This window comes from Hymenobacter psoromatis (assembly GCA_001596155.1).
GTDB lineage: Bacteria > Bacteroidota > Bacteroidia > Cytophagales > Hymenobacteraceae > Hymenobacter.
Genome location: CP014771.1, coordinates 2,627,827 through 2,651,462, shown reverse-complemented (window position 1 = coordinate 2,651,462; position 23,636 = coordinate 2,627,827). Strand labels below are relative to the sequence as shown.

Annotated in this window: 20 protein-coding genes; 5 read left to right on the top strand and 15 right to left on the bottom strand. The window is 60.3% G+C overall.

The genetic code is table 11. The features are described from left to right. Nucleotides 1-591: 591 nt before the first annotated feature. Both A0257_11220 and A0257_11215 read left to right on the top strand, forming a co-directional pair. A complete protein-coding gene (locus A0257_11220; protein AMR27610.1) occupies nt 592-1,794 on the top strand; it encodes an amine oxidase in 1,203 nt (400 codons plus the stop codon). A 100-nt stretch (nt 1,795-1,894) separates the two neighbouring features. Beyond that, on the top strand, nt 1,895-2,386 hold the full coding sequence (locus A0257_11215; protein ID AMR27609.1) for a hypothetical protein: 492 nt from the start codon (nt 1,895-1,897) through the stop codon (nt 2,384-2,386). Nucleotides 2,387-2,706: 320 nt separating this feature from the next. On the opposite strand, the gene A0257_11210 is transcribed toward A0257_11215, so the two are convergent. From A0257_11210 to A0257_11180, 7 genes are all read right to left on the bottom strand, one after another. Then, nucleotides 2,707-3,291, bottom strand: coding sequence for a hypothetical protein (locus A0257_11210; protein ID AMR27608.1), 585 nt, complete (start codon nt 3,289-3,291; stop codon nt 2,707-2,709). Beyond that, nucleotides 3,288-3,749 (bottom strand): hypothetical protein, encoded by a 462-nt coding sequence (locus tag A0257_11205; protein ID AMR27607.1) that lies wholly within the window; start codon nt 3,747-3,749, stop codon nt 3,288-3,290. Before A0257_11205 ends, A0257_11210 begins: the two co-directional genes overlap by 4 nt. A gap of 847 nt (nt 3,750-4,596) precedes the next feature. Beyond that, nucleotides 4,597-5,052 carry a cytochrome C gene (locus A0257_11200; protein ID AMR27606.1) on the bottom strand — a complete coding sequence of 152 codons (456 nt, stop codon included), beginning with the start codon at nt 5,050-5,052 and terminating at the stop codon, nt 4,597-4,599. Beyond that, nucleotides 5,052-6,338: a sorbosone dehydrogenase gene (locus A0257_11195; GenBank protein AMR27605.1), complete on the bottom strand. Its 1,287-nt coding sequence runs from the start codon at nt 6,336-6,338 to the stop codon at nt 5,052-5,054. Before A0257_11195 ends, A0257_11200 begins: the two co-directional genes overlap by 1 nt. A gap of 159 nt (nt 6,339-6,497) precedes the next feature. Further along, on the bottom strand, nt 6,498-7,427 hold the full coding sequence (locus tag A0257_11190; GenBank protein AMR27604.1) for a hypothetical protein: 930 nt from the start codon (nt 7,425-7,427) through the stop codon (nt 6,498-6,500). 187 nt (nt 7,428-7,614) lie between these two features. Next, nucleotides 7,615-8,256: a hypothetical protein gene (locus A0257_11185; GenBank protein AMR27603.1), complete on the bottom strand. Its 642-nt coding sequence runs from the start codon at nt 8,254-8,256 to the stop codon at nt 7,615-7,617. 18 nt (nt 8,257-8,274) lie between these two features. Further along, entirely contained in the window at nt 8,275-9,861 is a 1,587-nt protein-coding gene (locus tag A0257_11180; GenBank protein AMR27602.1) for a hypothetical protein, read from the bottom strand. Nucleotides 9,862-9,956: 95 nt separating this feature from the next. On the opposite strand from A0257_11180, the gene A0257_11175 reads away from it, so the two are divergent. Then, a complete protein-coding gene (locus A0257_11175; protein ID AMR27601.1) occupies nt 9,957-10,721 on the top strand; it encodes a hypothetical protein in 765 nt (254 codons plus the stop codon). A 439-nt stretch (nt 10,722-11,160) separates the two neighbouring features. On the opposite strand, the gene A0257_11170 is transcribed toward A0257_11175, so the two are convergent. Next, a complete protein-coding gene (locus tag A0257_11170) occupies nt 11,161-11,415 on the bottom strand; it encodes a hypothetical protein (GenBank protein ID AMR27600.1) in 255 nt (84 codons plus the stop codon). A 272-nt stretch (nt 11,416-11,687) separates the two neighbouring features. Next, nucleotides 11,688-12,194, bottom strand: coding sequence for a hypothetical protein (locus A0257_11165; protein ID AMR27599.1), 507 nt, complete (start codon nt 12,192-12,194; stop codon nt 11,688-11,690). A 308-nt stretch (nt 12,195-12,502) separates the two neighbouring features. Between A0257_11165 and A0257_11160 the strand changes: the two genes are divergently transcribed. Next, nucleotides 12,503-13,231, top strand: coding sequence for a hypothetical protein (locus A0257_11160; protein ID AMR29727.1), 729 nt, complete (start codon nt 12,503-12,505; stop codon nt 13,229-13,231). 60 nt (nt 13,232-13,291) lie between these two features. Here the strand turns inward: A0257_11160 and A0257_11155 are convergent, their stop codons facing one another. Together A0257_11155 and A0257_11150 are read right to left on the bottom strand one after the other, a co-directional pair. Next, nucleotides 13,292-14,518, bottom strand: a complete 1,227-nt coding sequence (locus A0257_11155; protein ID AMR29726.1) for a twin-arginine translocation pathway signal — start codon at nt 14,516-14,518, stop codon at nt 13,292-13,294. A gap of 90 nt (nt 14,519-14,608) precedes the next feature. Continuing rightward, nucleotides 14,609-16,222: a hypothetical protein gene (locus A0257_11150; GenBank protein ID AMR27598.1), complete on the bottom strand. Its 1,614-nt coding sequence runs from the start codon at nt 16,220-16,222 to the stop codon at nt 14,609-14,611. Nucleotides 16,223-16,501: 279 nt separating this feature from the next. Here A0257_11150 and A0257_11145 point away from each other — a divergent pair, with 279 nt between their 5' ends. Then, nucleotides 16,502-17,734: a hypothetical protein gene (locus A0257_11145; protein AMR27597.1), complete on the top strand. Its 1,233-nt coding sequence runs from the start codon at nt 16,502-16,504 to the stop codon at nt 17,732-17,734. Between the two features lie 305 nt (nt 17,735-18,039). Here A0257_11145 and A0257_11140 read toward each other — a convergent pair whose 3' ends face one another. The 4 genes from A0257_11140 to A0257_11125 form a co-directional block, all read right to left on the bottom strand. Continuing rightward, nucleotides 18,040-18,645 carry a hypothetical protein gene (locus A0257_11140; GenBank protein AMR27596.1) on the bottom strand — a complete coding sequence of 202 codons (606 nt, stop codon included), beginning with the start codon at nt 18,643-18,645 and terminating at the stop codon, nt 18,040-18,042. A gap of 21 nt (nt 18,646-18,666) precedes the next feature. After that, nucleotides 18,667-19,242, bottom strand: a complete 576-nt coding sequence (locus A0257_11135) for a hypothetical protein (GenBank protein AMR27595.1) — start codon at nt 19,240-19,242, stop codon at nt 18,667-18,669. Between the two features lie 43 nt (nt 19,243-19,285). Next, the gene (locus A0257_11130) at nt 19,286-19,897 is read right to left on the bottom strand and encodes a hypothetical protein (GenBank protein AMR27594.1); all 612 of its coding nucleotides are present in this window, start codon (nt 19,895-19,897) and stop codon (nt 19,286-19,288) included. Between the two features lie 78 nt (nt 19,898-19,975). Continuing rightward, nucleotides 19,976-23,221, bottom strand: coding sequence for a hypothetical protein (locus A0257_11125; GenBank protein ID AMR27593.1), 3,246 nt, complete (start codon nt 23,219-23,221; stop codon nt 19,976-19,978). Nucleotides 23,222-23,636: the final 415 nt, after the last annotated feature.

Here is a 23,636-nt window from a genome sequence, read left to right as displayed (position 1 = left end):
CCCTGCGGCAGGATTAGCTTATTGAAAGGCGCTTGAGCAAAAGTCCATCCGGGCAGGCACGCCAGGCAATACCTAGTTCTAGGTAGATTTTGAGCGGCCCTACCCCCTCGCGGCGGCGCGGCTTAGCCAACCCCGCCCGGCCGGGCGCGTAAACCCTGGCTTCGTATGGCAGCATCCTCTTCTTCTAAACTCGCGCGCTGTGGCGGCATGGCGGCCAATGTGGCCCTTGCCAGCCGCAAGCTCGTGGCGGCTTATTTCACTGGCTCGTCGGCCAGGCTCGCCGAGGGCATTCACTCGCTGGTCGATACCGGCAACGGCGGGCGGCCGCGCTACGGCCTGCCCCGCAGCCAGCGCCCCGCCGAAGAGAGTTTCTGAATAAGATAGGACTTACGCAAAAGCCGTTTGTCATTGCGAGCAAAGCGAAGCAATCGCACCAGAACGAAATCGTTCGGGCATCGTTCGGGTGCGATTGCCGCGCTTCGCTCGCAATGACAAACATCTTTTGCGTAAGTCCGATAAGAATCAGGTGCGATTGCCGCGCTGCGCTCGCCCTGCCAACTGATTTCAATCAGTAATTGATAAATAAAAAACATGAAAAACCCCGTAACTGACAATCCGTTCGACTCTTTCTGGTGGGGCGGCTACGAATGCACCGACCAGCTCAACGCCTTTGGCAACCGCGTCGATTTCCTGCCCCTCACCGGCCACCTGCAGCTGCTCGACGAAGACTACACCGGCCTCAAGCAGTTCAACATCAAGACCGTGCGCGAGGGCATTCGCTGGGCCCAGATTGAGAAAACGCCCTATCACTACGACTTCAGCACCGTGAAAACGATGCTGAAGGCCGGGCAGCGCCACGGCATTCAGCAGGTGTGGGACCTATGCCATTTCGGCTACCCCGACGACCTCACGCCGCTGCACCCCATGTTTGCCCGGCGCTTTGCGGCGCTCTGCCGCGCGTTCGTGGATTTTTACCGCGCCGAGCGGCCCGAGGGCACGCTCATCGTCACGCCCATCAATGAGGTGAGCTTTATGTCGTGGCTCGGCGGCGACGCCCGCGGCACTTCGCCCTACTGTGTGGGCCAGGGCTGGGAAGTAAAGCTGGGCCTGATGCGCGCCTACATCGAGGGCAGCTGGGCCCTGCGCGAGGCCGACCCGAGCATTCGCTTGCTCAGCACCGAGCCGCTCGTCAATATCGTGGCGCCGCCCAACCCCTGGGTGAGCCACCAGCGCGAAGCCCGCCGGGCGCACCGCAATCAGTTTCAGGCCACCGACATTCTCTCGGGCCGCCTGTGCCCCGAGCTGGGCGGCCACGAAAGCCTGCTCGACATCGTGGGCTTCAACTACTACTACGACAACCAGTGGCAGCTGCACCCGCACCGCCACCTGGGCTGGAACGACCCCGCGATGGACCCCCGCTGGGTGCCCCTGCACGAGCTGCTGGCCCAGGCTCACAAGCGCTACAAGCGCCCCTTCGTAATCACCGAAACCAGCCACCCCGGCGAGGACCGGCCACTGTGGTGGCAGATGATTGGCCGCGAATGTGCCCAGGCGCTGAGCGCCGGCCTGCCGCTGCTCGGCGTGTGCCTCTATCCCATCATCGACCGCCCCGACTGGGACCACCTCGACCAGTGGCACCGCTCGGGCCTCTGGGATGCCGAGCTCGTGGCCGGCGGCCCGCCCCGCCGCCACCTGCACCATGCCAGCGCCGAAGCCCTGCTGCAAGCGCAAACGATGGTGCGGCAGGCGCAAGCCCAGGTGAAGCCGCGCCGCCAGCGCCTGCTGGTGAGCTAAGCCGGGCGGGCAGCCAATAGGGTAGGGTAAGCTTTAGCTTGCCGTATTATTGAAAAAATAAGCAACCCACGGCAAGCTAAAACTTACCCTACCCCCTCCTATGCCAGCCACTGCTCACCTCTATTCGCCCATTGGCATGATGGCCCTGCACGGCTCCGATGCCGGGCTGCACGCCGTGCAGTTTAGTGACCACGAGGCGCCTACCCCCACCGCGCCGGCCGACCTGCCCGAGTGCCTGCGCGAGCCCCATCGGCAGCTAAAGGCCTATTTCAGCCGCGAGCTGCGCGACTTCGACCTGGCCTGCGCGCCGCTGGAAGGCACCGCATTTCAACGGCAGGTGTGGGCGGCGCTGGTGGGCATCAGCCACGGCCGCACGGCCTCGTACCTCGACGTGGCCAAGCTGCTGAATAATCCGAAATCGGTGCGGGCCGTGGGCGCGGCCAATGGCCAGAACCCGCTGGCCATTGTGTGGCCCTGCCACCGCGTCATCGGCGCCGATGGCTCGCTCACCGGCTACGCCGGCGGGCTGCTGCGCAAGCGCTGGCTGCTGGACTTCGAGCGGCCCGAGCACCAAGGCGCGCTCTTTGGATAAAATATCCAGCAAAAAAAAGGGACGTCACGCTAACCAGTGTGACGTCCCTTTTTTTTGCGCGGTAACAAGCCGCCCTACTCATCCTCTGGGAACGTGCCTATCCTACCCCCCTGGCCCGATGTGGTCGATGAGCAGGCAGGGGCTCAACTGCCGGATGCACGGCCCCGGCATGGGACTGGTCACGTCGAAGCCGTCGCCCACGGCCTTCTTGTTGCCATCAATAACCTGAAAATGCGGCGAAAATCGGCAGCAGCCAGCGCGCATAGAGAAACAGTGTAGGTACAGTCTTTATAAGCCGGGGTGGGGCAAAAGGGTATGAGTTACTGTGCTTCGGCTGCCGCTGAAGGTCCAAACAGTGTGGTATCCGTCACGCGCAACTCTACCACAATATCATCTGGTACCCGCAAGTTGATGCGCGCCTGTAGCGCTTCTAAGGAAGCGTTTTGTGGCGGAGAACCTTCTGTAAAGCCGACGCAGGCAATAGCTAAAACAGTATGCTGCGGCGGTAAAATGCCCGCGTTGTAGAAGTCATTTATGGAATTAGCCAACTGCCTGATGCAGTCCCTGATGCGCTCGGTCCGACGCGCGTATTTGCCATGCTTGAATTCCACGAAATGGATAGTTTCGTCCTGCACCAAGGCGCAGTCGCAGCGGCTGGGGTCATCGGAGGTAAACAAGCAACAATCGATAGCCACCAAATGAACGGGCTGGCTGGTTTCATTGCGCACGGTCAGCTCGCGGTCTTCTTTGTCTGGCCCCAGGCGGAAAGTGGAGGGAAGCCGTTCGGCGGCCCCGCTTTCATCCGAAGAAAGCGGGTCGTAAACGTGAAAAACTGGGTGAGAAAGTGCTGTAATGCAAACTGCCTGTTCTTTCCGCGGATAAGCTGCCACGATGCGGTCAATCATTTGATGGCAAACCCCTTGGATAAACGAATGAGATTGTCGAACGCATCGGCAGCATCTCCGGAAAGCCCGTCTAGTTCGTTGGTATCAATCAGCCCCATCTCCTCATCAACCAACGATTTTACGCCACCGCCGCCTACGTGGTAGCAGGCAAATTTTTTCGGATTAATCCAACTAGCCTCGGGCACAATGGCTGCCACGGCTTCCTTGCGGTCGGGATGCTTCTCGGCCACTTGGTAGGCGTAGAGCAGCAGGTTGAGGTGCGAGAGAATATAGGGGCTGTGCGTGGTGATAGTCAGGTCGTTGTCGCCCTTCGTACATTTCTCCACCAGCCAGTTCAGCAGCCCCTGCTGCGCGGTGGGGTAGAGGTTTAGCTCCGGCTCTTCAATAATGAAGTTAAAGGTATCCGGATTAAACGAGATACTATTCCAATACAGCTTGTCTAATATTACTGAAAGCATTGGTACTACTGATTGAATACCGCTCGCGCTTTCGTGTAAATAGAGAGTCGCATCAGGAGTTTTAACTTTACCATCACCCCCATCAGACTCATAAAGAATATCTAAAAATTTGATGGGGAATTTAATGATACGTTGTTTTGATGCTGAAAATGCTTCTAAAAAATCTAGGATTGGTTTACTAAGAGAAGTATTTTGAAATCCTACAGATGATAAGCCTTTTAGGGCAGCGGAAACGAACATACGGTCAGCCGGTACATATATCGTCTTTGGAAACCTTCGATTGTACCAGCTTACTGTTAACCTATCAAATTCGGTAGAAAATTTTTGTGTGAAATTATATATTGCAGAGGCTTCTAATTCATTGCTATTATCAGCCTTGCTATTATCAATAATATCTTTGAGTTTATTTGTTACATACTCCTCTTCGCTTCCTAGCTGAGGAAATAAGTCTAAGTGTACAATAACAGCTTCCTCACTCGCATCTAATCTGTCGAATCGACCGCTATCTTCAACCCGCCAGTGAAATTCACTGCCAGTGTGCGAATAATTATTTATTTCATAATTATATAAAAATTCATTTAATACCCCATACTGCTTTTTGCTGTCATTTGAAAATAGTACTCTTTCTCGCATAATCGCCGCTAGCTTCGCCAGCGTGCTCTTGCCCCCGCCCGTCGGGCCAATGAAAACCGTGACGCGCTTAAAGTCCACCGTGGCGTCTTTAATAGGTCCGAAGTTTTTGACAATCAGTTGCTCGTTCATAATAAGGGGCAAATAGGGAGGATTCAAAACTACAACGCGGCGGCCCCGTTGCCGGAACCGCCGCGTGCAAAATAGGGGGGTAGGGCTACAGCTTGGCGCGCACGGCTTTTACTTCGGCCACCTGTACGGCGCTGGCTTTGTTGCCGAATTTATTGCGCACGTAGGTGAGCACGTCGGCCACCTGCTGGTCGGTGAGGTAGGCCTGGGCGGGCATATGCTGCTTGTAGTCGTTGCCGTCGATTTCGAGGGGCTCGGCGAGGCCGGCCAGCACGATGTGGGCCAGGCGGGCTTTGTCGCCCAGCACGTACTCGGTTTTGATGAGCGGCGGGTTCATGTTGGGCACGCCGCCGCCGTCGGCCATGTGGCAGGTGATGCACACATTCTTATACACCACCGCGCCGCGCGTGAGGGAAGCGGCCAGGGCCGGGTCGGCCTTGGTGGCGGCTTTGGCCTTGGCGGCGGGGGTAGGGCGGTGCTGCGCGTGCAGCGACAGCGCGCCGCCCACCAGCGCCAGGGTCAGGAGAGCTTGCTTAGAAGTCATTAGTTCTTAGCGTTATACACGATGCGGTAGATGGTGCCCTTCTGGTCGTCGCTCACGTAGAGCGAGCCATCGGGGCCCTGGGCGAGGCCGCAGGGGCGGTGGTCGGCGCGGCCACTGGCGGCCTTCTCGGGCGAGCCGGCGAAGTTGTCGGCAAAAACCTCCCACTCCCCAGCGGGCTTGCCATCCTTGAAGGGCTGGAAGACCACGAAATAGCCCTTTTGCGGCTCGGGAGCGCGGTTCCAGGAGCCGTGGAAGGCGATGAACGCGCCGTTGCGGTACTTGGCCGGAAACATGGTGCCGGTGTAGAAGAGCAGCGCGTTGGGGGCCATGTGGCCGGGGTAGGCGGCGGCAGGCTGGAGGTAATCAGCGGTGGAGGGCGTTTTGCCATCGCCGCCGTATTCGGGGCCTTTCATCAGCTCCTTTTTCTGCTGGTCATAATAGATGTAGGGCCAGCCGGCGTTCGAGCCCTTGGTGAGCGCATACATGCACTCGGCCGGCAGCGCGGCCGACTCCTTATCGCCGTAAAGCTCGGGCCAGTTGTCGTGCAGCTGGTCGCGGCCGTGCTGCATCACAAAGAGTTGCTTGTCCTGCGAGTTCCAGTCGAGGCCCACCACGTTGCGCAGGCCGGTGGCGAAGCGCGTGCCGTCGGGGTAGCGCTGGTTAAGCTTATCGGCCTTAAACTGCCAGATGCCGCCCGCCGAATCCAGAATGGGGCAGTTTGGGATGCCTTTTGAGCCGCGCGTGCGGTCCTGCTCCTGGCAGGCGTTGGCGTAGGCCCCGATGTTCACGTAGAGGTTGTCGGCGTTGTCGAGCACGATGGATTTCGACTCGTGCTGGCTGCCCACTTTCAGGCCGCGCACCAGCAGCTCGGGCTTGCTGCGGTCGATGACCTCGCCCTTGCCATCGAGCTTGTAGCGGTACACCGCGTGGTCGGAGGAGGCGTAGAGGTAGCCATTTTTCTCGTACATGCCCGTGCCGCCGTAGTCGCCAAAGCCGCCCGTAACGGTCGCCTTGCCGCCCGGCTGGCTGTGCAGCTCCAGGATGCCCTTGCCGTCTTTCACCTTATTGAGCTTCACGTAGATAACGCCCTGGGGCGTGACGGTGATGTGGCGGGCTTTGCCGCCGGTTTCGGCGGCTACCAGCGCGCCAAAGCCGGCGGGCAGCTTGAGGCCGGCATTGTTGGGGTCGGGCGCGACGCGCACGCCGGTGGGGTGGCTGGCAACCAGCGCCAGGCTGCCGGCGAGAACGGGCACGGCCAGCAGCAGACGGGGAGAAAAAGAAATCATGCGGAAAATAGAAAGATGCCGGGACTAAATAAACCGAAAGCAAGTTAATGCCCCAACTGCGAATGCCGGACGAAGGTTGCAGCTTCAGGCTGCGCAGGGGGGGTAGCAACAGACGCGCCCGCCCCGCCGAAGTTGCCGCGGTCCCTGAGTTTGCCGGCGTTAGCCCACGTTTTCGCAGCGCTGCTTGAGCACCACCAGGATGCGCTGCTGAATCTCACGCATCACGAAGCTCGTCCAAAGGCCCGCGTACCAGTTGAGGTGCGTGCTGAGGCGCTGCTGACTGTGCAGCACCAGCCGGGTGCGCCCAGGGCCAGCGGGGTGCAGCTCGTAGGTGCCGCGCAGCACGTCGAAAAACCGCCCGCCCACGATAACGTGCTCATCAAATGTAGTGGGCGGAATGGTGGCCGTATTGGGCACGATGCTGAACGAGAGGCGCCGCAGCGGCTGCCAGTCGTCCACGGTCTCGATAAACTCGACGCCGCGCTCGAAGGTGGCGTGGCGCACGCCGCCTACCCCCTCGTGGCTGAGCGTAGCCTCCACGGGCCGCGGAAAGCCGATGTCATCAATGATGCTAGGCCCCAAATCGGCGGCCCGAATGGGAGCCACCCGAATGATGTGCTGCCACACCACGGCGGCCGGCGCGTTTATCTCCACCGAGTTTTCGACGCGCCGAAAATCGTCGGGGTTGTTCAGGTAGTTTTCGAGCGGGCCGGCGATAAAAGGCAGCAGCGCGAAGGCGGCCACGACCAGCGCCTTATCGCGCTTTTGGGGCAAAGGGTCCGCGATTCGGGCATAAATTATCGCGCCCAGCCAGGATACAAATAAAAATAGCGGACTTATAATGAGCACGCAGATAAGCCCTTCCAGATGAAATAGCAGCGCTGCTAGTAGAAAGCATAGCACCGCCAGCAAAGGAGCCCAGGCCAGCCGCCACCACGCGGAGGCGGTTTGGGGAGTGAAGTGGGCGGTGATGGCTCCCAGCCCCAGCGGCATCACCACTAGAAAAGCCAGGCTGAGGAGGCTGCTGTTGAAGAGTTGGAAAAAACCATCAGCGTCAAACAAGAAGCGGGTAGCCAACGCGTAGGCCAAACCTAGACCGATAGCGAGTAAGAAAGGGTAACGCTGCCGTGCAATCATACCGTAGTTTTGGCCTCTATACTTGCCGCCCGCAAGGTAGTAGCTGCCATGTCCGCCGCTCCGTTGCCCACCATTCTCTTTCTCCACGGCTTTGCCGAAAGCCGCGAAGTCTGGACCGAATTCACGCGGCCCTTCCCGGCTAGCGCTTCACAGCGGCAAGGGCTTGCCGAAGCTCGACGCTAAAACGCTGAAAGGAAGGCAGCTGCCGCAAAGGCGTAAAGTCAGTTATGCTATCGCCCACCTGAAAAGCCCGGGCTTCTGGATTGAAGCGATGAAGTCGGCGAGCACTTAGCTCCGAGGCGGCTCGCAGGGCCGTATGCAGGATGACTTTTGGATTAGGCAATGTTTCTAGGGTGCCAATTCGAGGAATAGCTAAGGCAACCCGCCCTTTCGGGTTACCAGCCGCGACCCGAATGGCCTGCTCATCGACTAAAAGCCACGTTTCCTGCATCCGAACCGGAACCAGCCGCGCGCTAACCGGCAGCGCCGACGCTGATAGCTCACCCAGGGCCGCTGTTATTTCCGTTTCACGTTTGGCATATGGCTGGCTTTCGCTATCCCGGTGAATAAGAAGCAGGTCGCAGGGATATAGCTCGACAGCCAGCCGAATCCGGTCGGCTAGCTCAGTGCTTGCTTGTGGCAGGCCGCGCAAATCAGCCCATTGAGCATCCAGCTGGTACGATTCGCCAGCCAGGGCTTCGGCTATCGCCCATTGAATGTGGGGTAATAAACACCGGTCTGACGAGCCATCGGTGAGCAGCGTAAAGGTGATACGGCGCATAGCGGGCAAATAGCAAAACTAAAGTGCCAGGATAGTTTGGGTGCCTTTCAGCGCCTGTATATCGGGCCGGTCAATAACGCGCACCCGCCGCCGCGCAGCAGCTGACATACTATCGGCCAACTGCGGGGTTGCTGTTTCGGGCAATACCGGGTCCAGATAACGCACGAGTTTCCCACGGGCAAGCGTAGCCATCGGCTTTTCAGCCGGGGTAGCTTCCCGCCGGGCCTCATTGCCTCGCCACGTATCGCTGAGGCAGCTAAGACTTAGGATGCGATAGGAACTAGCCGGCTGGGTAGCGGTGGCCGCCTGATGCACGCCTACCGTATCGGCTAGAACCAGGCTGTCGTCATCCACCTCCTGCACCACTGCGGGGGCATGGGTATTAATAATGACTTGTCGCAAAGGATTATCGGGACCAATGGCTAGGGTAGTGTCGCAGGCAATATCATTAAGCAGTCGAAGCATCGCCGCAATCCGAGCCGGATGAATGCCATTCTCCGGCTCTTCCAAGCATAAAAGCCCTTGCGCCTGGCTGTCCTGTTCCAGCACGGCCAAAGCTAAAAAGCGAAGGGTGCCGTCCGAGAGGGAACGCGCCGGGAGTTCGGTGCCATCCTTCAACTTGACCTTCAGGACCAGCAGCTGCCGCTTATCGTCGCGGTCCACGAAAATCTCCCGCACATCTTCAATCAATTCGTTCAACCGGCGGGCGATGCGGCTAAAAACCCCCGCCTGCACCGGCCCATCCAGCGCGAGTCGAGTGCCATCAAAGGAGTCTTCCTGCACTAATTCCTGGCTAGCCAGTCGAAAAAGGGTAGCTGGCAGGTGCCCCCCATTGGCTGCGATGTGAGAGGCCGCGCTCAGGTTCAGCTCATCGGGTCTTCGGAGTGCGGTTGGTTCCATTTGCAAAAACTGCCAGGATTGCATCTCGCGCTTAGCTAATAGGGCCGTTGGATGTTCCGTCGCGTTGGTAACCGATAATACCGTGCGGGGAAGCTTAGTGGCAAGACGGCGCTGGGGCCGGCCGCTGCTGCCGCCATCCTGGTGAATCTGGATGGTACACTGGTCATCCTCCATAACGGTAGAAATAAACGCTGTACCATTGCGTCGCAACCCGGTAACTGCTGATTTGCGGAAAGCAACCGAATGTGGGAAAGCAAGGTTTTTACGGGCCTCCGCAATACCCAGCGGTCGTAATTCTTCCCGAATGATTTCTAAGCTGCCGGATGGATTGTATGCGTCAGCCTCCCGGTAGCGGATGTGCAACTCGTAGCGCACAAACGTAATGGCGGCCCGCGCTACCTGGCCCAAATCATCAACGCCATCCTGCGGGATAATCATTTCGGCCGCAAACGTCATTGTATCAGCGTAATAGTCGCCGGCTTTGTGAAAAAGAGTGCGTAGGTCCGATGACCGGTTGCCCTCGTCTCGCATCGACATTACCGCGTCCAGTATCGGCAGGTCGGTGAGTAAGCTAAGAAAGCGAATGGCATCAAACAGGTTGGATTTGCCTACTCCATTGGCCCCCGCGATGCAGGTGAAAGCGCCAAAGCGGACATCGATGCCCACCAAATTCTTAAAATTGGTAACTTCGAGCCGGGTAAGCATAGCTTCGGTAAGGAAGAATTGGGTAAATCTGTGAGCTGTTCAAAAGTACGCATTCGTGAAGGGCTTTGCCGGGCGCTGTTAGTTTTGCCCAAACTATGTCCACCGCTCCGTTGCCCACCATTCTCTTTCTCCACGGCTTTGCCGAAAGCCGCGAAGTCTGGACCGAATTCACGCGGCCCTTCCCGGCCAGCTATCGCCTGCTGACGCCCAACCTGCTGGGCCACGGCACCAACCGCAACCTGGTGCCCGATTTTTCGATGGAGGCGCAAGCACGCCACGTGGCCGGCTACCTCGACCAGAAAGGTGCCACCGCCCCCGTGCTGGTGGTGGGCCATAGCATGGGCGGCTACGTGGCGCTGGCCCTGGCCGAGCGCTACCCCGACCGCCTGGCCGGCCTGGCGCTGCTCAACTCCACGGCCTACCCCGACACTGACGAGAAGCGCCAGAACCGCGAAAAAAACATCAGCTTCGTCGAGCGCCACGGCCTCGAAAAGTTCATGGGCAGCTTCGTACGCCCGCTTTTCGCCCCCGCCAACCGCGACCGCCTGCCCGAGGCCCTGGCCCTGCTCGAAGACATCGGCAAGGCCACGCCCGAGGCCACCATCGCGGGCGCGCTGCGCGGCATGGCCGCCCGCCCCGACCGCACCGCCGTGCTGCGCGCCGCGCCCTTTCCGGTGCTGCTGGTGGCCGGCAAGCACGACGTGGCCGTGCCCCTGGCTGACTCGGTGGCCCAGGCCGCCCTACCCCCCCTCGGCGCGGCGCTCTTCCTGGAAGGCAGCGGCCACCAGGCGTACCTGGAGCAGCCCGAACCCACGCGCCGGGCCGTGCTGGCGCTGGCGGGCGCGGTGTTTGGGGGGTAGGGAGAGGGATTACTGTATCCTGAAATTGAGGGGCAGCACGTAGGCTACCCGCACCGGGCGGCCCGCCAGAAGCGGGGGCGTGCGGGCATCGGGCAGGGTCTGAAGTACGCGTAGCGAGGGTGAGGCTCACGGTGCCCACAATGCGGCGCTGCTCTACCGCGCCCGTTTCGCTTACCTCAAAGTATGCGTACACAATGCCCTGTACCTGGTTGCGCAGGTCCTCGACCGGGTAGCGTATCTGCTTTTGCAAGAAGCCGGTTACGCCGGAGTGCTGGTCGCCCCGCTCCGCCGGAAAAGTCGGGTTTTCGTCGCTGTAGAGCCGGGCCGGGGCGGCGAGGGCGGGGCCAAAAGTGAGCGGTAGCGTTAAGGTATTAAGCGTGGCTTTGTATTGGTCGGGGGCACCCGGCCCTGGTTGCCAGGGCCCCAGGTGCTGCCCTAGCTACTTCGCCAGGGCTTGCACCTCTTTGGTGTAGGCCAGGGCAGCGGCGGGGGTAGCGCGGGGTGGCGTTAGCAGGTCGGCTTTCTGCACCCCGCCAGTCTTATCGAGTTCTAAATGAAGAAACACCTGCCCGACCAGCGTCGGGCTAGCCGGCCGCAACTGGCGCGCCAGCACTGCTTGCAGCGAGTCGGGGCCACCGGGGTAGCGCGGGCCGGTGTAGGCAGTAAGAGTGGGGTCGCTGCCCACGAGTGCCATCGTAAACGCGGGCGGCGACTTCTGAGCCTGAGAAACAAGGGCGGTGAGACTGAGCGCCAGTGCCCAAAAAACAGTTGCTGCCTGCTGGTGCCGCCGCAGAAGGGGGGTAGGGGATGTTTGCATGAGGTATAAATATTTTGCGGTTTGTCAGCTTATGGTCTGCCTGCCGGCAGCCTGGAGTCAGGCTGCGTAAACTTTCGGTAAACAAAAAGCGCTGGACATAGCCGGCGCTTTTTGTTTGCAAAGAATTAGGTGGCGGGTAGTGCCCGGCATTATTTCACCAGCACCAGCTTGTCGCGCAGGTTCTCGGACACCTGGTCGATGGACACTACTTGCAGGCCATTGGGACTGGCCGCGGGCACCACCATCGCCCGCGACTGGGTGAGGGTAGCCTGCATCTGTTGCTGGTCGAGGCGGTACATGGCGCCCGTGGCGGGGTCCACGATGAGCATGCCAATGAAGCCGCCGATGAAGAGGTTACCAAAATACCAACCATTAATGCTAGTGCCGAGCGCGGCCGTTTTGGTGTCGTAGCCGGGCATCGAAAAGTTGACGGTGTAGTGCTCGCCCGCAAAAAAGCCCGCCCCCGATTTGAGGCTGGTGGCAAGGGGAGTCACGCCCGTAAATACTTCCTCGCCGCGGCTGTTTACGATGCTCACGGTGGCCCCGATGGGCGAGCTGGCAATGGCCACGGGCCAGCGGCTATGGCTCACGATGGAGGCGCAGGAACTGAGTAGCAGGCCACTAGCCAGCAGGAAAGAAGGTAAAAGTGATTTCATGAGAAAAAAGGTAAAAAAGAAAGAATTTTTTGAAGTTTTAAATACTTTTGAGTTTAGATTGAACAGGCAAAACTATGAACTAATTATGAAAATAAAAAGCCCGCTACCCTATCTTTTTGCAGGAATTCGGCCGCATTGCTACCGCGGCAGTATTTTCGTAGTGCCGCACCCTGGAGGGGTTAGGGATTTTATATTTTATAATGAAGAATTATCTGCTGCTGGCGGGCCTGCTGGGCCTGGCTAGCGTGAGCCGGGCGCAGCTAGCGCCGCCGATTGCTACCCCCGCAACCACCATCGCCGGCGTGCCCATTACCCCCCGCGACCACGGTGCCGTGTACCTCAACTGGAGCTACAACCGCGACTGGTACACCAAGTCGGACATCCACTTCAAGAACAATAAGTCGGATGACTACGACTTCACGTTTCACGATGCGATAGCCCACGACCACCCCAGCATGAGCGATTTCTGGAAGCTCGATAACCTGACCGTGCCGCAGTATGACCTCACGGTGGGCTACATGTTCCACGACAAGCACGACTTGGGTATCGAGGTGAGCTGGAACCACCTCAAGTACGTGGTCGATGACTTCCAGACCATGCGCGTATCGGGCGAAATCCGGGGCTATAAATTTGACCGCGACACCGTGGTAACGCCCGACTTCGTGCATTTGCAGCACACCAACGGCAACAACTACCTGATGACCAACCTGGTGAAGCGCTGGCAGCTGCGCGCCGGCCGCCACGTCACGCTCAGCGCCATTGGCAAGGTGGGCGGCGGCCCCATGATTTCCTACACCATCTCGTCCATCTTCACCAGCCACGCTGAAGGGCCGTTTCACTACGAGGGCTGGGTGGCCGGGGCCAGCGGCGGCCTGCGCCTGGAGTTGTACAAGTACTTCTTCCTAAGCTCTGATTTTCAAGGAGCTTACGCCCGCTACACCAACAGCTACATCGGTGCCGACCGCCTGGGCCGCGTCACGCAGCACTTCGGCTCGGCCCAATGGCTCTACGGGTTCGGGTTTATGGTGCCGCTGTAAAGCCAGTTTGTCCTTGCGAGCATGTTGCGCAACATGCTCGCAAGGACAGACGGTGCATATTTACACCAGCCCCGCCAGCTTTTCTATCCCCGGCCCGAGCACGAGCTGGCCGTCGGCGCCGAGCCAGTCGGTTAAAATGCTGGCGTAGAGGCTGCGGAAGTCGAGCTGGTAGCGCAGGTCGCCCTGGTCGAGGTCGGCCAGGCTGGCGGCCTGGTTGAGCAGGCCGGGCTTGCGCAGCGCGCCGCTGAGCAGGAACACGTTGTTGGCGGTGCCGTGGTCGGTGCCGTTGCTGGCGTTCTGGCCCACGCGCCGGCCAAACTCGCTGAAAACCATCACCAAGGTGTTGTTCCACTCGTTGCTTTTTTGCAGGTCGGCGGCTAGCGCGGCGAGGCCATCGGATAGCTCGCCTAACAGGCGGCCCTGCTGCTCGTGCTGCCGCACGTGGGTATCGAAGCCACTGAGAGCCAGGTAGTACACCCGCGATTCCACGCCCGAGGTAATCAGCTCGGCGGTGGTTTTCAGGTTGTGGCCAAAGTCGGTGTTGGGATAGGCAGCCGCGCTGCTGTGAATCTTCGATTTCTCGTAGAGATAATCGGCCGACGACGCCGTTTCGGCCAGCGTTTTATACAGGTAATCCAGCTCCGAGCCGGGTGCGCCTACCCCCTGCTCCTGGCTCAGCGCGTTGAGGTAGCGGCTCTGCGTAAGCTGGTGAAACTTGCCGGGATTCTTGAGGGCCAGGCCGTTGCGCTGCCCGCCTTTCAGGGCCAGGCTCAGCGTATCGTCTATTTCGAGGGCCTGGTAGGCGGGCGCGCCGGCGGCGCAGGTGCTGTCGAGGTAGCGGCCCAGCCAGCCGGTGCTCAGCAGCTGCTCCGAGCCGGAGCCGGTCTGCCAGATATCCATCGACCGGAAGTGCGAGCGGTCGGGGTTGGGGTAGCCTACGGCATTGCAAATGGCCACCTGGCCCTGGTCAAACAGCCCTTTCAGCCCCTTCATACTTGGGTGCAGCGCCAGCTCATCGCCGAGGGGTAGGAGGCCGTCGGCCTCCCGCAGCGCCAGCGTGGGCCGGGCCTTGTAATACAAGTCGTTGCGATACGGCACGAGGGTGTTCAGGCCGTCGTTGCCGCCGCCCAGCTGCACCACGATGAGGCGCTTGGCCGCCCCGCCGGGCGCGTCGCGCAGGCGGGCCGCCAGCCGGTTTTCGGGCCGGTCGAGGGCGTGCAAAAACTTGGGTACCAGCAGCAACGTGCTGGCCAGGGCCGAGGCTTGGATGAATTGGCGGCGTTGCATATAGCTTTGATTATTAATAATATAACACAAAAATTCGTCTGTCATTGCGAGCCTGCGAAGCAATGACAGGCGAGGCAATGACAAACGCCCCTACGCCAGCTGATATTCCGGTAGGCTCAACAAACTCACCAGCGTATTCTTCAGGCGGTCCTCGGGCGTCGCGGCCTTAGCGGCGGCTTGCTGCACCAGGGCCAGGTTTTCGGCGCGCAAGGAGGTTTGCAACAGGAAGTTAGCCAGCAGTTGCGGCTGTTGTTCAGGCGGCGCGGCGCCCAGCAGCTGTTGCACGGGCAGCAGCGGCAGGTGCGTGGTTTGGGTGTTTTTGACGAGCCGCTCCTTGCCCGTAGTTTGGGGCGTGATGTCGTTTTCGTCGTCTTTGAGGCGCACCGCGAACTCGGCGTTTTTGAACAGAATGCTCGGCAGCTGCAAGCGTAGCAGCAGCGACGACGAGTCAATCCAGGCCCTACCCCCCGGCCAGCCGGCCACGTTGGGCGGCATGAACAGCGTCTGGCCCAACGCTTTCTGGTAGCCCAGCAGCTGCTTGTCGTTGTCAATTCTCAGGTTAAGCGTGCGGCGCAGGCCCGCCACCAGCGCCACCGGCGACTTGATGAGGCTGCCCGTGTTGGCCGGCGCGTAGAACCAGTCGGCCGAAAACAGCCGCTCCAGCAGGTCGCTCACGTCGTAGCCACTTTTTTGGAAAGCCACGGCCAGCGGCGCGATGTGGGCCGGGTCGGGCACGTCATTCACGAAAAAGCGGTACATTTTCGTCACCAAAAACGTGCTCGCCGCTGGCTGTTGCATGATGATGCGCAACGCGTCGGCCCCGCCAAAATTGCCGGTCTGGCCCAGCAGGGTTTTGCTGCCCGCATCGTGCTGCCGCTCCCGAAACACGAACCGGCTCTGCCCGTCGTAGCCCCAGCCGGTGAAGGCGCGGGCGGCCTCTTTCACATCATTCTCGGTATAATTTCCCCGGCCCAGCGTGAACAACTCCATCACCTCGCGGGCGAAGTTTTCGTTGGGGTGCTCCTTGCGATTTTGCTGATTATTAAGAAATTGCAGCATGGCCGGCTCCTGGCTCACGGCCAGCAGCAGGTCCGGGAATTTGCCCAGCGCCTTTTCCCGAATGGTATTGAGCAGCGCCAGCGAGTCGTCGGGCCGGCGCGTGCGGCAGGCAAAATGCCCGTGCCAGAACAGCGCCACCTTCTCGCGCAGCTGGGCCGGCGAGGTCGCCATTCGTTCCATCCAAGCCGTGCTCATCCCCATAAAAGCGTCCCGAATGCCCATATTCTGCGCCTTGCGCTGCTCGGGCGTGAGGTCGGCGCGGCGCAGTTGGGGCAGGCCCTGGCGGCGCGGGGCCAGCATGGCGCGCGGCCGCAGTGCCTCCACGGCCGCTAGGGGGGGGGTAGGGCTGGCCGGGTCGGCGGTGCCCGGCTGGGCCGAGCTGGCGGGCGCGGGCGGCGCGGCGGCCGGCCCCGCCGCCATGCTGCCCGGCGGGGGGGTAGGCGCGCCGGCCGGCACGGCCATCACCGCGCCCATTGGGTCCTGGAAAGCGGCCATTGAGGCGCTGGGAATGGGCTTGTAGGCGCGGGCCTCGTGCAACAGCTGGCGCAGGGCCTTGCCGGGGCTGAGGCCGGCGGCCACGTCTTGCGGGCGCGGCCCAAAGCCGGCCCGCCAATACAAATGCTGGAGCTGTTGCTGGGTGTTCATGGTGGTTGGACGGCGGGCGGGGGGTAGGGTTTAATAAGCGCCCGCGCAACTGGCACGTCAGCCAAGCGTTGATAGCTGGGGGGAATAACTGCTGTTACGCGGTTCCTGCGTTAAAAGCGCCGCAGTGCGCAGTAGCGCGATTTTTGTAAATCGCGTCCCCGCGCCGTTAGAATGGCTGTAACGGCGCGGGGACGCGATTTACAAAAATCGCGCTACTGCGCACTGCGTAACGTCAGAAAATAATTCTTTCGCAGCTGTTTTATGCGTCGTTTGCTAACTGTGGTGCTCTTATTGCTGGCCGCCGCTGGGGCCGCCGGGGCGCAGCCGGCCACTGGTATTCCCGCCCTCGACCAGCTGGTGGTGGCCCTCGATAGCGGCTCCGTGGCTCCGCTGCAACCCTACCTGACTTCCGAAACCCGCGTGGGCAGCCTGCCACCCGCCTACACGGCGCGGATACTGGCGCAGCTCGTGCCGCAGTTTGGGCCGGTCGAGGGCCTGCGCGTGGTGCGCCAGGAGCCGGCCGGGGCCAACACGCGCTACGTGTGCGCCATTGCTCAGCGCGGGGCCGAGCAGGAATATTCATTCGTGCTGACGCCCGCCGGCCAGTTTGCCGAGCTGAACCTACCGCCGCCCGGCGTTCGCAAACTAATCAATACCCTTGGTCCGCAGGATTTTACTACGCCCCCCAGCGTAGATGCCTCCCTGCGGTTGGTGCACGGCCTCATCCTGGTGGACGCTGAAATAGACGGCCGGCGCGGCGCGTTCCTGCTCGATTCGGGCGCGCCAACGCTGGTGCTCAATCAGCGCGAGTTTCCGGCCCCGGCCCCCGAAGCCCCGCCAGCCGCGAGCAGTGGGCAGGGCGTGAACGGGCGCATGGCCGGCGCGTCGTACCACGTCACCCAAAGTTTCAACTGGCAGGGTATCAGCTTCCAAAACAAAGAAGTGCCCACCCTCGACCTCGCCAGCCTCGAAGGCCGGCTGGGGAGCGCGCCGCTGCTGGGCATCATCGGCTACAACGTGTTCAGCCAGTATGCCCTTACCCTCGACTACCGCGGCGGACTGGTGCAGCTGCGGCAGCCGGGCACTGACGCGCCCGCCGCGCCCGCGCCGCTCATGCGAGTGCCCTTCACGCTGGCCGGCCACCTGCCCGTGGTGGCGCTCACGGTGGCCGGCCAGACCTTCGCCGTGGGCGTGGACTGCGGGGCCCAAACTAACCTGCTCGACCAGCAATACGCCGCCGCCCTGGCCCCGCAGCTGAGCCAGCCCGCCACCAGCCGCGTGAGCGGGGCTGATGCCGCCAGCCGCCCCGTGGTCAGCGGCGAGCTTCGCGCCGTGCGCCTGGCCGGCCCGCTGGTGTTCCACCACCAGCAAACCGTGTTCGCCGACATTTCTCACCTCAACCAAAACCCGCGCCGCGCCCGCTTGCAGGGCCTGGTCGGCTACCCGCTGCTCAGCCAGTATCGTACTACTATTGACTACGTGAATAAGCAGCTGGAATTCAGGGAGTGGTGAGGTAAAGCAGTCTTCTGGGCGGTTTACGCGCAACGGTTTGCCTTATTCCCCAGCCCTATTTTCAAGCGGAAGAGGGGGAGCCAGCTGAATAAAAACTGTGCATTAACCTGAAAACACTACCCCAACTGAGCAGAAATTACAGAGTGGCGGTAACCAACGCTACACAACTATTGATAGGCTCTTAGTCGTTTGGTACTGTACCACCTGCCCACTCACCGTGGTGGTGCCCGTCGTCGGGTCCGTGGGGTGGCAGGAAGCTAAGAGCCAAGCGTTGAGCAGGGCTATAAATAGTAGTCTGCGCATAGCTAAAAGGGAATGCGCACGGTTGTTGTATCCAGGGGGCCAGGATTAATAGACTGGTAATTTTGCGATGTACTACCATCTCGTCCAGTTATGAACCAGGAGACGCTTGTTGGGTAGTAGATTGCTTGCGTTGTTCGTATCAAGGTGGTGTCTCTGGGGTCATAAAAGAAATCACCTTGCCCTCCTATTGCTGCACCAGCATAGCCTTGAATAGAAATAGAATACTGTTTCTTATGTGAAGTATTAATAAGACGGAGCTTAAGCCAAGTTGGAGCGTAGGTAGGAATGACAAGGCCCTCGTTTTTGCGTCCGGCCGTTAAGCTGGGAGCTAAGGCCCAATCGGTAGAGTAGCCGGGCGGGGCGTTAGCTAGTAGCAGATAGCCGGTCTTGCTGTCAGCGTCAAAGTTGAAAGTGAAGTGGCCAGTGGCATCGGCGGGGTAGCCGCTGCCCACGGGCAGGTAGCCCCCGCCGGAGCTGGCGTGGTAGACTTGCACTATGGCATTGGGTACGCCCTTAGTGGTTTGGTACTGCACCACCTGCCCGCTCACCGTGGTAGTGCCCGTCGTTGGGTCCGTGGCGTGGCAGGAAGCTAAGAGCAAGACGAGCAAGCAAGTAGGTAGACGCATTTGCTAAAAAGGAATGCGGACTGTGACCGTATCTAGGGCATTAGGCTGCACATACTGATAGTCTTGAGATAAAGCGCCGGTTGCTTGGTCTACAATGCCCCAAGAGATAGTTGTTTTGAGGTTGGCTAAGAGAGGGCGAACCAGCGTGGTATCTTTGGGATTATAGATAAGCTCACCGGAGCCCGAATAGCCTTGAATAATTAACGAGTATCGTTTCTTGTGTGAAGTATTGACGAGTTGAAGCTTAACCCAGGCGGGGGCGTAGGTGGGGATGATGATATTGTCATTGCTACGCCCGGCGGTGAGTAGCGGGGCCAGGGCCCAATCGGTGGAGTAGCCGGGCGGGGCATCGGCTCGCACGAGGTAGCCAGTTTTGCTGTCAGCCGCGAAGGCAAATGCGAAGTGGCCAGTGGCATCGGCGGGGTAGCCGCTGCCCACTGGCACGTAGCCGCCGCCACTGCTGGCGTGGTAGACCTGCACCGTGGCGTTGGGTACGCCCTTGGTTGTCTGGTACTGCACCACCTGCCCGCTTACCGTCGTCGTGCCCGTCGTGGGGTTCGTGGAGTGGCAACTGGCCAAGAAGCAGGTGCTAAATAAAAATAATGACAGGTTGCGCACAGTATTAAAAGGGAATGCGAACTATAACCGTATCTAAAGCTGCAGGGTTAATCTTCTGGGAATATGGTTGTTCAGTGCCTTGTTCCCTAACCCACCAAAATACTGCGGACTTAAACCCAGTCAATAATGGTCTGACCACAGCTGTATCGCGAGGATAATAGAAGGTGTCACCAGGTCCGTCATACCCTTGCGTGTGAATCACTACTCGACTCTTCGGCGGTTCATCTACGAGTTGAAGCTTAACCCAGGCGGGGGCGTAGGTGGGGATGATAATATTGTCATTGCTGCGTCCGGCCGTTAAACTAGGAGCCAGGGCCCAATCGGTGGAGTAGCCGGGCGGGGCGTTAGCCAGTAGCAGGTAGCCGGTTTTGCTGTCGGCCGCGAAGGCAAAGGCGAAGTGGCCGGTAGCATCGGCGGGGTAGCCGCTGCCCACCGGCACGTAGCCGCCGCCACTGCTGGCGTGGTAGACCTGCACCGTGGCGTTGGGCACGCCTTTAGTTGTCTGGTACTGCACCACCTGCCCGCTTACCGTCGTCGTGCCCGTCGTGGGGTTCGTGGAGTGGCAACTGGCCAAGAAGCAGGTGCTGATTAGCAGGAGGATAAGTCGGTTTTTCATGATAATAAGTTGGTTGATAAAAGGAATGAGCCGGGCGCTGGCAGGCGCTTCTCGCGTTGCCAGCGCCCGGTGATTAGACTATTCCAGACTCAGATTTTGCCGGCTGATGGTTTTGCCCTGGGTGATGACCACGCCATAGAGGCCCCGCGGCAGGCGGCTGCTGTCCAGGCGCAGGCGGCCCGCCCGCGAGCTACCCTGCCAGCGCAGCGCGCCTTGCCCATCGTAGAGGCTCACCTCGTACTCGGTGGGTTCGTTCGCGGCCGTGCTGGTCATGGCGGCCATGCTGGTCATTGCGGCGTTGCTGGCCGGCGCGGCGTTGTCGGGCTGCGTACTGAAATCCACGCTGCTGGTAGCCGGGTTGGGGTACATGGCCACCGCGCCGTGAGGGCGAGGACCGCAGTCGGGAAAGCTGCATCCGACCACCGCGCTGGCCGTAACGGGGGAGCCGCCGGGGCAGGTGCTACTGACCTGCACGCTCACCGTGTGCCGGTTGGAGGACTGCGACGTGAAGACCGAGATGCTGGCCTGGCCGTTGGCCGAGGCTACCGCCACGCCATCTACCGTCCAGCGGTAGTCCACGCCCAGGCTGCTGCCGCTGGCCGTGACGACCGACGTAGTGGAGCAGCCGCCGGGTACCGTCACGGGCCGGCACTGCGCCAACAGGCGGACGCTGCTCGGGCACGTGCCCGGCTGGCAGCTTAGCCCACTCAGGCCCAGCGCCGGATTGGCGTAGCGGTAGGCGCTGGAGCTGATGCTGACCTGACCCGCGCCGGTAGTGGCGATGCTCTGCCCGTTTTCCAGGCACAGGTAGGCCCCGGCATCCACGATGAGTTGCCCGGCCACCGTGAGCGTGGTGCCCTGGCGCACCACCAGTGTGCCCCCCGCCGCGATGTGCAGCACCGAGCCGGCATTCACGGTGGTCTGGCCCCCGGTGCGCAAATCGAGCAGGCTGTTGGCCGAGATTTGCAGCGCGGCCGTGTAGCTGGTGCTCACGCCCACACTCACTTGCCCGCCGCTGTTTACCTGCACCACGGTCGGGCAATTAGAGGTGTATACCTCAAAGTTGCCTTGCGGCGGGGCACCCTGAGTAGCCGACGTGCCACCGCTCACGGGCAGGCTACCATTGTTGAAGTAGAGCTGCCCGCCGCCGTTCACCTGCACCGAGGGCAGCAGGTGCCGGTAGGGGCTGCCGTAGTTGTAGGTGACTGTCAGCACGGCGGGCATCAGGTGCGCCGACTCGCGCAGCTCATTCTGAATCCAGGTGCTGTTGTCGGTGTAGTACGACGTGTTGTAGTTGTAGGCCGTCGGCTGCCCGTTGGTAATCTGGACGTGCGGCTCGTTGACACTACCCGCTGCAAAATAGGCATCGAAAGCGTACTTGGCGCGGTTAGGTTTATCATTGGCAATTTGCCTTGCATCGTATCCCAGATTCGGGCTGTTGTAGGAGCCGGCATCCTGAATGTCAAGGGAGCTAACAGTAGCCATGAAGGTATTGGTAGGCCAGTCGATGGCCAGTGAGCCGGACTGGTCGTGCGCGTCGGCCACTGTGCGCTCGCTGGAGCCGGGGGCGGTGTCGAAGTAGCTCCAGCCAGGGTTGGCGTAGCTATAGTGCCAGTTACCGGTTAGCGCGAATGGCCGCAGGTAGCGAAACACCACGTTGTCGTGCCCCCGGCTGCTGGTGCCCGGCAGCGCGTTGGCGTAGTTGAGGCCGGCTCCCAGGCCCGCTTTAAGCCCAACGGTATGCGTTAGTTGCATCCCTGGGTACATACCTAGTTGTAGCACCGCCTGCCCGCTGCCATTGGCAATGGCCACCTTGCGCAGCAGCGAGGGATAGCTGCCCGGCGACGCCTGCCAGGCTTGCCACTGGTTGCGGTAGCTGGTCGCGGCATCAGCAAAGTGGAACAGCACCATTTGCATGGTTGCTTCGCGCAGGAGCTGGTTCTGCACGACTCCCTGCGCCCCGGCCGACCCAATCAGCACAGCTTGCAGCCGGTCAAATAGGTATTGCAGGCCCAGCGGCACGTTGGCCCCGCGGTGCGGCGAGTCAAATGAGACATAGAGTTTGCTATTGTGGCACAGGCCCTGCTGCTCCATCCAGGCCAACGCGAAGCGGGCTACCTGCCCGCCCATGCTGGCCGCCACCACTACGGTTTCCTCCGCGTCGGCGGTGCGGTTGGCCGGCTGGTTAACCCATTGGAGCAGCTCTACCAGCGCCATCGCATTCTGCTGAATCAGCGTGGCCCCATCCGAAAAGTCGAAGTAGATAATATCGTAGTCGCCACCCGTGCCGCCATTCGGAAAGCTTTGGGTGCGGGAAGCTTGCAGCTGCATCCGCAGGTCAGGAAATTTCTCCAGGCTGCGGTAGTCCGAGTTGTAGTCTACCATCTCGTTCCAGCCCGCCGAGCCGTTGCGGTAGCCGCCACGCTGGGCAATAGCGCCCGATGTAAATTCTGTCAGACTAATCGGACCAGTGTGGTCTACATTATAATTTACATAGGTCCCGGCCCCGGAGTGGTCATTGCCACCGCGAGCGGGTTCAAAATCAATACCCTCCACAAAAACCAGCGGGCGGCGCAGCCGGTGAGTTCCATCGGGCAAAGCGCGGTTACTGTCCGCGTACTTTATCCAAGCAATCGCGGTGGCGCGCCCGTTCGGCCCGTAAACGCCCCTGGTTGGCGTAAAACCGGGCCAGCTTCGGCTGGCGAGTACCCCCAGGGCTACATCAGGCGGAATAGTGGCCAGTGCCAGCGTTTGTAAGGTAGTGGCTCCACTTAGTCCGGTAGCCGGATTGGTTACCTTTATTAGCTGCCCGCCGCCGGTCGTCCGGGCGGCCAAGTTAGCCACCTGCACTTGTACGGTGCTACCCATGCTCACGTAACGGGTGCCCAGCCCATCGCCAAAGTCTATTTGCAGGCCACTGGGTGCTGCCGTATTGCCCAGCCAATAATCCGGGCCCACATACACGGATAAAGTAGTCTGTGTAGTAGGAGCGGGTAGCACCACCGAAAATAACTGCCCCGTACTGTAGGGACTGCGGCTAAAATTCGGCCCATCGTACACCCGCTCGTTAGTCGAATCAATAGTGATAAGCTGGTCATGGGCCGCCGTGGTCAAAAACTCATTGTACTGGTACTGCAACATGAGTAGGGGTACTACGCCCTGCTGCATTTTCTGCGTGGTTCGGCTCCGCAACGCATCCAGGGTGAGCAGTTGGCTACTGTCAAGCGCGGCATGGTAAAACTCCCAGTATTGTTGTTCAAACCCACGATAGCTGATAGTCGTATCGCCCTGACCCGCGAACCGGTGCGGATTGGTGAAAATCATCGTCCGGTCGAGCAACACCCCCGTAGGAATGCGGCCGGGGTCAAGCCCGCTCAACGCGGCTCGTAGCTCCTTCAACGGATTACCTACGTCAGCGGCTGGCGTTTGTCCCCACCCTAGCGTGCTACCCAGCCCTAGCAGGAGTAGCAGAAAAAGTAACGTAATCTTCATAGTGAAAAAGTGGAAGATGATACATCAAACCAACTAGCTAGCCGCTTACTTTTTACTCAGAAATACGCTTTAACACTGCTGCGTTGAGAAGTAGTGGTCTATTACCAGAAGTTCTTAAGTTAAATGTAATGGAAATATTTCGTCTTTAAAAACGAAGTTGGTTTTTACGGTTTTTTTTAAGTATAAAAGCCCCCGCGTGCTGTTGCGGTAACAGCCGGAAACTACCTAACTCAGATTCAGTAGTCGG